Genomic DNA, 9276 nt, shown 5'->3' with positions numbered 1-9276 from the left:
CCCGCCCGGAGGGGTGTCGGCCCGGATGATCGCCTCCAGCGCACACTGCAGCACTGCCACCCACACCGAGGTGAGCGCGGTGCAGACCTCTTCGACGTCCAGCATGCCCAGCAGATCCGCTGAAGCAACCCGAGCCAGTTCGCGGCGCCGCAGCGTGCGGGCCGCGGCGATGGCCCGCGCCGGGTCGGGATGGCGGCCGGCGGAGGCGATCAGCGCGCGCCCCACCCCGTCGGGTTCGACGTCGAGCAGCTTGGGCCCGGTGGGGCCGTCGGCGTAGGACTGGATCACTTCCGGCGCCCGCATCAGCAGTTCCGGAACGAACGCCGAGGTGCCCAGCACCCGCATCAGCCGCTTGGCCACCGCACTCTCGTCGCGCAGCGTGCTCAGGTACCACCGGTGGTCGGCCAGTGCCTCGCTGACCCGCCGGTAGGCCAGCAGGCCGCTGTCCGGATCGGGGGTGTCCGACAACCAGTCCAGCAGTCGCGGCAGCAGCACCGCCTGCACCCGACCGCGTCGCCCGCTGGCGTTCACCAGCGCGCCAAGGTGTGTCAGGGCGCTCTGCGGACCTTCGTATCCCAGCGCCGCCAACTGTCGTTCGGCGGCTTCGGCGGACATCCCGTCGGTGAAGCCCAAGGGTGAGCCGACCGATTCCAACAGCGGCTGATAGAACAGCTTGGCGTGCAGTTTGGACACCCGGACGTTTTGGCGTTTGAGTTCCTCGCGCAGTACGCCCAGGGCGTCGTGGGTGCCGTCGGGGCGGACGTGAGCCGCCCGGGCCAGCCACCGTAGGGCCTCGTCGTCGTCGGAGGCGGGCAGCAGGTGGGTTCGCTTGAGCCGCTGCAGTTGTAGCCGGTGCTCAAGCAACCGGAGGAACTCATAGGAGGCGGTGAGGTTGGCCGCGTCGTCGCGCCCGACATAGCCTCCTGTGCCGAGGGCGGCCAGGGCATCGACCGTTGAGGCGACGTGCATCGAGGGATCGGTGCGGCCGTGCACCAGTTGCAGCAGCTGCACGGCGAACTCGACGTCACGCAGACCTCCGGTGCCGAGTTTGATTTCCCGGTCCCGGACCTCGGCCGGCACCAGCGACTCGACCCGCCGTCGCATGGCCTGCACTTCGGGAACGAAATCCTCACGCTCGCAGGCGGTCCAGACCATCGGCATCAGCGCGTCGATATACCGGCCGCCCAGTTCGGCGTCACCGACGCACGGCCGCGCCTTGAGCAAAGCCTGGAACTCCCAGGTCTTGGCCCACCGTTGGTAGTAGGCGATATGGGAGTCCAGGGTGCGGACCAGGGCACCGGCTTTCCCCTCCGGCCGAAGCGCGGCATCCACCTCGAAGAAGGCCTCCGAGGCCAGTCGCATCATTTCACCGGCCACCCGGGTGGTGACCGGGTCGGCGTCCTCACCGACGAAGATGATGTCCACATCGCTGACGTAATTGAGCTCTCGCGCACCGCATTTGCCCATCGCGATCACGGCCAGCCGAGGTGCGGTGCCGGATTTGCAGACTCCTTCCACCGCGACCTGCAGCGCCGCGTCCAGGGCCGCATCAGCGAGGTCCGACAGGTGCGCACCCACGGTGGAGAACTGCAGAACCGGCTCGTTCTCCACCGTCGGAGCCAGGTCCAGAGCGGCCAGCACCATCAGCTGATCACGGTAGACGATCCGTAGTTTCGGCGCGATAACCGTTGGGGAGGTGCCGAATTCGGCGATGCAGTCGGCGAATTTCCGCCTTAGCTGCGCCGGTGTCGGCAGGATCAACTCACCGGCGAGCAGGCGCCAGGAGTGCGGGTTGGCCACCAGATGGTCGGCGAAGGCCAGCGATGAGCCGAGCACCGAGAAAAGTCTGCCGCGCAGCGACCGATCGTTGCGCAGTGCCTGGTCCAGATCGCGCCAGCCGTCCCCGAGCGCTTCGGCAAGACGCGCGACGGCACGCAGCGCGACATCGGCGTCGGGCGCCCGCGACAGCGACCACAGCAGTTCGACGTGGGCGTCGCTGACCCAGCCCAGTCCGGCCAACTGCGAACCGGCGGACGGTTCGACCAGCCCCAGCCGACCCACACCCGGGACGCGGGGACGCTGAGTCGCGGGTTTGGCCACGGCCACGACGTTATCCCAGCGGTCCGGACCGGCCGGGTGGGTGGCCCGACCGGACTACAGCGACAGGTAGTGCTTCAACTCGAACGGGGTGACGTTGGCGCGGTACTGCTCCCACTCCGCACGCTTGTTGCGCAGGAAGTAGTCGAATACGTGCTCACCGAGTGCCTCGGCGACCAACTCCGACCGCTCCATCTCCCCCAGTGCGACCCCGAGGCTCGACGGCAGTTCGCGATACCCCATCGCGCGGCGCTCCTCGGGGGTGAGCATCCATACGTTGTCCTCGGCCTGCGGGCCAAGTTGATAGTTCTTCTCGATGCCCCGCAGCCCGGCGGCCAGCAGCACCGCGAAGGCAAGGTAGGGGTTGCACGCGGAATCGGGGCTGCGCACCTCGACGCGCCGCGAGGCGGCCTTGCGCGGGGTGTACATGGGAACCCGCACCAGCGCCGAACGGTTGGCCGCACCCCAGGATGCCGCCGTCGGCGCCTCATCGCCGTGCACCAGGCGCTTGTAGGAGTTCACCCACTGATTCGTGACGGCACTGATCTCGCTGGCATGCTCGAGGATCCCGGCGATGAAGGATTTGGCGACGTCGGACAGTTGCAGTGGGTCGTCGGGACTGTGGAAGGCGTTGGTCTCACCCTCGAACAGGCTCATGTGGGTGTGCATGGCCGAGCCGGGGTATTCGGCGAACGGTTTGGGCATGAACGAGGCCCGCACCCCCTCGGCCAATGCCACCTCTTTGACCAGGTAGCGGAAGGTCATCACGTTGTCGGCCATCGACAGTGCGTCGGCGTAGCGCAGATCGATCTCCTGCTGGCCGGGCGCCCCTTCGTGGTGGCTGAACTCCACCGAGATGCCCATCTGTTCGAGGGCGTCGATGGCATGGCGACGGAAGTTGGGTGCCGAGTCGTGCACCGCCTGGTCGAAGTAGCCGCCGTTGTCGGCCGGGACCGGGACTGACCCGTCGTAAGGTCCTGGTTCGAGCAGGAAGAACTCGATTTCCGGGTGCACGTAGCAGGAGAATCCGAGGTCGCTGGCTTTGGCCAGTTGGCGACGCAGCACATGGCGGCTGTCCGCCCACGACGGCGAACCGTCCGGCATGGTGATATCGCAGAACATCCGCGCCGAGTGGTGCTGCCCGCCACTGGTCGTCCAGGGCAGCACCTGGAAGGTCGACGGGTCCGGACGGGCGACGGTATCGGACTCGAAGACACGGGCGAAGCCCTCGATCGAGGACCCGTCGAACCCGATGCCCTCCTCGAAGGCGCCTTCGAGTTCGGCCGGGGCGATAGCCACCGACTTGAGGTATCCGAGCACGTCGGTGAACCACAACCGGACGAAGCGGATGTCCCGTTCTTCCAGCGTGCGAAGCACGAATTCCTTTTGCCGGTCCATGACGCGAGCGTAGGCAGCGGCTGTTAACGCCGTGTTACAGCCAGTATCAACAGGACAGGTCGCCGGGAACCACCCGGTCCACGAGGTAACGCACCACCGCATCGTCGACGCAGGCGTTGCCGTCGAAGACCACCGTGTGCTGGGTGCCGTCGAAGGTGATCAGCGGGGCGCGCAGTTGGCGGGCCAGGTCCACCCCGGCCTGATAAGGGGTGGCCGGGTCACGGGTGGTGGAGACCACCACCGCACTGCCCGGCGGGGACGGCGCGGCCGGATGCGGTGCCGACGTCGTGGGCACCGGCCAGAAGGCGCACAGGTCCCGCGGGGCGAAGCCGGTGAACTGGCCGTAGGACAGGAACGGCGCGCGTTGGCGGATCTGCCGGTCCACCTCCGCCCAGGCCGCGGGATCACTCGGGGTCGGGCTGTCCACGCACCGGATCGCGTTGAAGGCGTCCTGATTATTGCTGTACCGGCCGTCCTCGTCGCGGCCCTCGTAGTCGTCGGCGAGCAGCAGCAGGTCATCGGCACGGGCACCGCGCTGCAAACCGAGCAGACCGCTGGTCAGATACTTCCAGTACTGCGGGGTGTACAGCGCGTTGACCGTTCCGGTGATCGCGTCGGCATAGCTCAGTCCGCGCGGGTCGGCGGTGAGTCCGGGTTTGGCCACCAACGGGTCGACTAGTTGGTGGTAGCGGGTAACGAACTGAGCGGGATCGGTCCCCAGCGGGCAGGCCGGGAACCGGGCGCAGTCGGCGGCGTAGTCATTGAACGCCAACTGAAAGCCGGCCATTTGCTCGACCAGCGACTCCAACGGATCTTGGGTGGGGTCGATCGCCCCGTCGAGCACCATCGTGCGGACCCGGTCCGGAAACCGCCCCAGATAGGCGGCGCCCAACTCGGTGCCGTAGCTGTAGCCCAGGTAGTTGATTTGGTCCTCGCCCAGGGCGGCACGAACGGCGTCCATATCCTGTGCTGCAGAGGCGGTTCCGACGCTGGCCAGGAACGGTTTACTCATCCGGTCCAGACACTTCTGGGCGAAGCTTCGGCTGAGTTGCTCGATGGCGGCCACCCCGGCCGGGCTGTAGTCGACCATCGGTTCACGTCGCCACGCGTCACGCTCGGCATCGGTACGACACCGCAGTTCGGGGGTGGAGTGCCCGACGCCGCGAGGATCGAAGCCGACCAGATCGAAATGTTCGGTGATGGGGCTGTCGGACAGCGACTCAGCCAGATTGGCCACCGAGTCAACCGCTGAGGCACCCGGGCCGCCCGGGTTCATCAGCAACACACCGATGCGCTGCCCATCGGCGGGGATCTTGATCACCGCCAGGTTGGCTTGCGCCCCAACGGGATCGGCGGCGTCCACCGGGACCGGAACGGTCGTGCACTGCGCGGTGGGCAGGTAGGAATCAGAGATGAAGCGTTCACAACTCCCCCACACCGGGGATGCGGTCTGACTGAGGTCCGGGGCGGCCCCGGCCGGGGCGACCACCAACGGGGCGACGACCACCGGGGCGATCACCACCAGTGTGCACAGAACCGAGGGGAACGCCGCCGAGCCGGTCAGACTCGAGCGCTTCATAGCCGTCATGGTGACACGCCGCGAACCGTTGCGGCAGCGCGTGACGGTTACACGTCGGTATCGGAACCGCAGCGGTTGTGAACTCGACTGACCGCGCTCTGCATCGGTGTCAGCCGCAGGTGGCTCCGGGCGGCGGCAGTTTCCCGTCGACAAGGTAGGCAACGGCATAGTCGTCGACACACTGTTCGCCTTGGAAGGCCACGGTGTGCTGGGTGCCATTGAACGTCAGCAGTCCGCCGCCAAGTTGCTTGGCCAGGTCCACCCCAGCCTGATACGGGGTGGCCGGGTCGCCGGTCGACGAAATCACCAGCACCGGTGGCAATCCCGGCGCCGAGACCGCATGCGGTTCGCTGGTGGGCGGCACCGGCCAGAACGCACAGGTACTCATCGGGGCGTACCCGGTGAATTCGCCGTAACTCATGAACGGAGCCACTTCGCGGAGCCGCCGGTCCTCCTCGACCACCTTCGCCCGGTCGGTGATCGGCGGCTGGTCAACGCAGTTGACCGCGATGCGGGCGTCGGTGGCGTTGGTGTAGCGGCCCTGGGGGTCACGGCGCATGTACATATCGGCCAGCGCCAGCATCGTGTCGCCACGACCCTTGGTCATCTCGGTGAGCCCCTCAGACAGGTACCGCCACAGGTTCGGCGAGTACAGCGCCATGATGGTGCCGACGAGGGCATCGCCGTAGCTCAGCCCGCGCGGATCCTTGGTCTTCATCGGTTCGGCCACCAACGGGTTCACCAGGTCGCGGTAGACCTGAACGGACTTGGCCGGATCCGTCCCCAACGGGCAGTCGGAGTCCTTGGCACAGTCGGCCGCGAAGTCGTTGAACGCCTCCTGGAACGCCTCGGCCTGGTCGATGTCGGACTGGATCGGATCAGCGTTGGGGTCCACCGCACCGTCGAGGATCATCGCGCGAACCTTCTCCGGGTAGGCCTCTGCGTAGGCCGCGCCGATCCGGGTGCCGTAGGAATAGCCGAGATAATTCAACTTCTCGTCCCCCAGGGCGGCCCGCAGCGCATCGAGGTCTTTGGCGACACTGGCGGTGCCCACATTGGCCAGGAAATCCTTGCCCATCTTGTCGACGCACCGCTGGACAAATGCCTTCGTCTCGGCCTCGATGCGGGCCACACCCTCGGGGCTGTAGTCCACCTGCGGGTCGGCGCGCAACCGATCGTTGTCGGCGTCGGAGTTGCACCACAGTGCCGGCGTTGACGCGGCGACGCCCCGGGGATCGAAACCGACCAGATCGAAACGCTGGCGCACCTGAGGCGGCAAGCCCTCGATCAGGCTGGCAGCGGCTTCGATACCGGACTCGCCGGGCCCGCCGGGGTTGATGATCAGCGAGCCGATTTTCTCCCCGGTGGCCGGGAACCGGATCAGCGCCAGGCTCGCCTCTGCGCCGTCGGGGTCGTCGTAGCTGACCGGAACCGCGATCTTGCCGCATTGCGCGCCCGCCGGGATCGGCATCGCCTCGCCTCCGCCGCCGGCCGGACGGCATGGACCCCAGGAGACCGGCTGGCCGATCTGCGGTTCAGCGACCACCGCGGTGCCACCCACCACCGTGCTGCAGCCCACGCTCGTCGAAAGCAGGCCGGCCAGGGCGGGGAATATCACTGCGGCACGCAGAAATAGGGGGCGTTGATACAGCCTCATGGCCAACATGCTGCCACGCTCGGGCGAAGACCCTGGTAGGCGGCGTCCTCGCATGTTTCAGCGGCGCCGCGCTTTGGTGGCCGCCAGCAACTCCGCCATCCCGGTGACGAACCCGTCGGCCATATCCCACAGATCCGGCAGCAACTCCGGGCAGGAGATCAATCCGACGTTGAGCTTTCCGTTCAGTGACATCACGGTGATGTTCAGCCCCGCCCCGTGGAAGATCGGGCCCAGCGGGTACATCGCCTCCACTTGCGCGCCCAGGAAGTACAGCGGAATCTGCGGGCCCGGCACGTTGGACACCACCAGGTTGTGCACCGGCCGCGACTCGGTGAGCCGGGAGCGGGCGTACACCCGCATCGCCACCCCGAACACCGCCGGCCCGGCGAACTGGCTCCAGTCCTGCAGCAGCGTGGCCCCGATCGCCGAACTGTGATCCTTGGCGATCAGGTTGGCCTCCGCGATGGCCGTCAGTCGCTCACCGGCGTCGCCGATCTGGGTCTGCAGACTGGCGAACATCCCGGAAACCTGGTTGCGCCCGGGCCGGTCGGAGCGGTCGTGGACCGACACCGGCACCATCGCCACCAGGGTGTTCTCCGGCAGCTCGTCGCGCTGCAGCAGATAGCTGCGCAGCACCCCGGACACCAGGGCCATGACGACGTCGTTGACCTTGACCCCGAAGTGGTCTTTGACCTTCTTGACGTCGGCGAGTTCCAGTTGGGCGAAGGCCACACTGCGGTCGGCGGTGATGCTGGCGTTGAACGGAGTCTGCGGGGCGGCGAACGGGCTGGGCATGGCCCGACCACCCGCCGCCCGACGTACCGTGTCGACCACCGTGGACACCGTCGTCGGCAGCACCGAGGTCGCCAGGGTGATCGGCCGGACAGCAAACCGGCCCAGCCCACCCAGGGCGATGCGCAGCGGGTTGGCATCCGGGCTGGCGTCGACCGGTTGCGGCGGCGGCGCATCGGGTTCGACGCTGCACAGCTGAGACATCAGGTTGGCGCCGGTGACCCCGTCGACGGCGGCGTGGTGCACCTTGGTCAGTACCGCCAGTCGGCCGCCTTTGCGGGCGTCGGTGCCGCCGAGTCCTTCGATCGCCCACATCTCCCATAGCGGGTGGCGACGGTCCAGCGGCAGGGCTGCCAGGTGCCCGCAGATCTCGGCCAGTTCCAACCGGCCGCCGGGTGCGGGCAAGCCGATGCGGTGCACGTGGCGCTCCAGGTGGAATTCGTCGTCCTCCACCCAGACCGGGTGATCGAGGTTGAGGAAGCTGTTGGACAGCTTCTCCCGGAAGGTGGGGATCGCGGTGATCCGCAGAGCCAACTCGGCGCGCAGTTTCTCGAAGCTGTAGCCGCCCGGGACGGTGGAGGTATCCAACTCCAGCACCGAGCACACATGCAGCGGCTGGGTTGAGGTTTCCAAGTAGAGGAAACTGGCGTCGAGACCGCTGAGCCGCTGCATAAACCGATGTTATGCGCCCGAGGGCCCCGGTGTGGGGTGTGAGGAACCGCACTCGGCTGCCGATTCCTCGCAGTGGCCAGACAGTGGCAGACTTAGGTTGTCTCACGAACCCGGGGACCCTGCCAGAAGAAGGCAACAGGGCCACGAGGATCGACCCGACGAACACTGGGGATACGCCATGCCCGAGCAAACGCTGTACGGCGGCCAAGCGGCCGGTACCGCTGTGCCGCCGACCACACCGTCGCCGACGGAACCTCGATCCAAGGTCCGCACCCATCACCTACAGCGGATGAAGTCCGAGGGGCACAAGTGGGCGATGCTGACCGCCTACGACTTCTCCACGGCCCGGCTCTTCGACGAGGTCGGCATTCCGGTGCTGCTGGTCGGCGACTCCGCCGCCAACGTCATCTACGGATACGACACCACCGTGCCGGTGACCATCGACGAACTCCTCCCACTGGTCCGCGGTGTGGTCCGCGGCGCCCAGCATGCGCTGGTGGTGGCTGATCTGCCGTTCGGCAGCTACGAGGGCGCCCCGGCCCAAGCACTGGCCAGCGCAACCCGGTTCATGAAGGAGGCCGGTGCGCACGCGGTCAAACTGGAGGGCGGCGAGCGGGTCGCCGACCAGATCGCCACCCTGACCGCCGCAGGCATCCCGGTGATGGCGCATATCGGGTTCACCCCGCAAAGCGTGAACAGTCTCGGCGGGTTCCGGGTGCAGGGCCGCGGCGACGCCGCCGAGCAGACCGTCGCCGACGCCATCGCCGTGCAGGAGGCCGGGGCGTTCGCGGTGGTGCTGGAGATGGTTCCCGCCGAACTGGCCACCCAACTCACCGGCAAGCTCACCATTCCCACCGTCGGGATCGGCGCCGGACCGCACTGCGACGCCCAGGTTCTGGTGTGGCAGGACATGGCCGGGCTCACCAGCGGCAAGACCGCCAAGTTCGTCAAACGGTTCGGTGACGTCGGCGGCGAACTGCGCCGAGCCGCGGCCCAGTACGCCGCCGAGGTCGCCAACGGCGCCTTCCCCGCCGACGAGCACAGCTTCTAACCGGTCAGCCCGCCGATCTCCGCGGTTATG

At 67.6% G+C, this 9276-nt stretch carries 6 protein-coding genes; 1 reads left to right on the top strand and 5 read right to left on the bottom strand.

The genetic code is table 11. The features are described 5' to 3' along the window. The 5 genes from ADBZ5N_RS06990 to ADBZ5N_RS06970 all read right to left on the bottom strand — a co-directional run. Nucleotides 1–2100, bottom strand: a 2100-nt coding sequence (locus tag ADBZ5N_RS06990) for a bifunctional [glutamine synthetase] adenylyltransferase/[glutamine synthetase]-adenylyl-L-tyrosine phosphorylase (RefSeq protein ID WP_526256760.1), incomplete at its 3' end; no start/stop codon positions are given. A gap of 54 nt (nt 2101–2154) precedes the next feature. Next, nucleotides 2155–3495 carry a type I glutamate--ammonia ligase gene (gene glnA, locus ADBZ5N_RS06985; RefSeq protein WP_526256759.1) on the bottom strand — a complete coding sequence of 447 codons (1341 nt, stop codon included), beginning with the start codon at nt 3493–3495 and terminating at the stop codon, nt 2155–2157. A gap of 46 nt (nt 3496–3541) precedes the next feature. Then, a complete protein-coding gene (locus tag ADBZ5N_RS06980) occupies nt 3542–5083 on the bottom strand; it encodes an alpha/beta fold hydrolase (RefSeq protein WP_526256758.1) in 1542 nt (513 codons plus the stop codon). Between the two features lie 100 nt (nt 5084–5183). Continuing rightward, a complete protein-coding gene (locus ADBZ5N_RS06975) occupies nt 5184–6731 on the bottom strand; it encodes an alpha/beta fold hydrolase (RefSeq protein ID WP_526256757.1) in 1548 nt (515 codons plus the stop codon). Nucleotides 6732–6788: 57 nt separating this feature from the next. After that, nucleotides 6789–8195, bottom strand: a complete 1407-nt coding sequence (locus ADBZ5N_RS06970; RefSeq protein ID WP_526256756.1) for a WS/DGAT/MGAT family O-acyltransferase — start codon at nt 8193–8195, stop codon at nt 6789–6791. A 178-nt stretch (nt 8196–8373) separates the two neighbouring features. Here ADBZ5N_RS06970 and panB point away from each other — a divergent pair, with 178 nt between their 5' ends. Further along, a complete protein-coding gene (gene panB / locus ADBZ5N_RS06965; RefSeq protein ID WP_526256755.1) occupies nt 8374–9246 on the top strand; it encodes a 3-methyl-2-oxobutanoate hydroxymethyltransferase in 873 nt (290 codons plus the stop codon). Nucleotides 9247–9276: the final 30 nt, after the last annotated feature.

The organism is Mycobacterium sp., from assembly GCF_044370595.1.
Classification (GTDB): Bacteria; Actinomycetota; Actinomycetes; order Mycobacteriales; family Mycobacteriaceae; genus Mycobacterium.
This window is presented reverse-complemented; position numbering and strand designations above follow the sequence as displayed.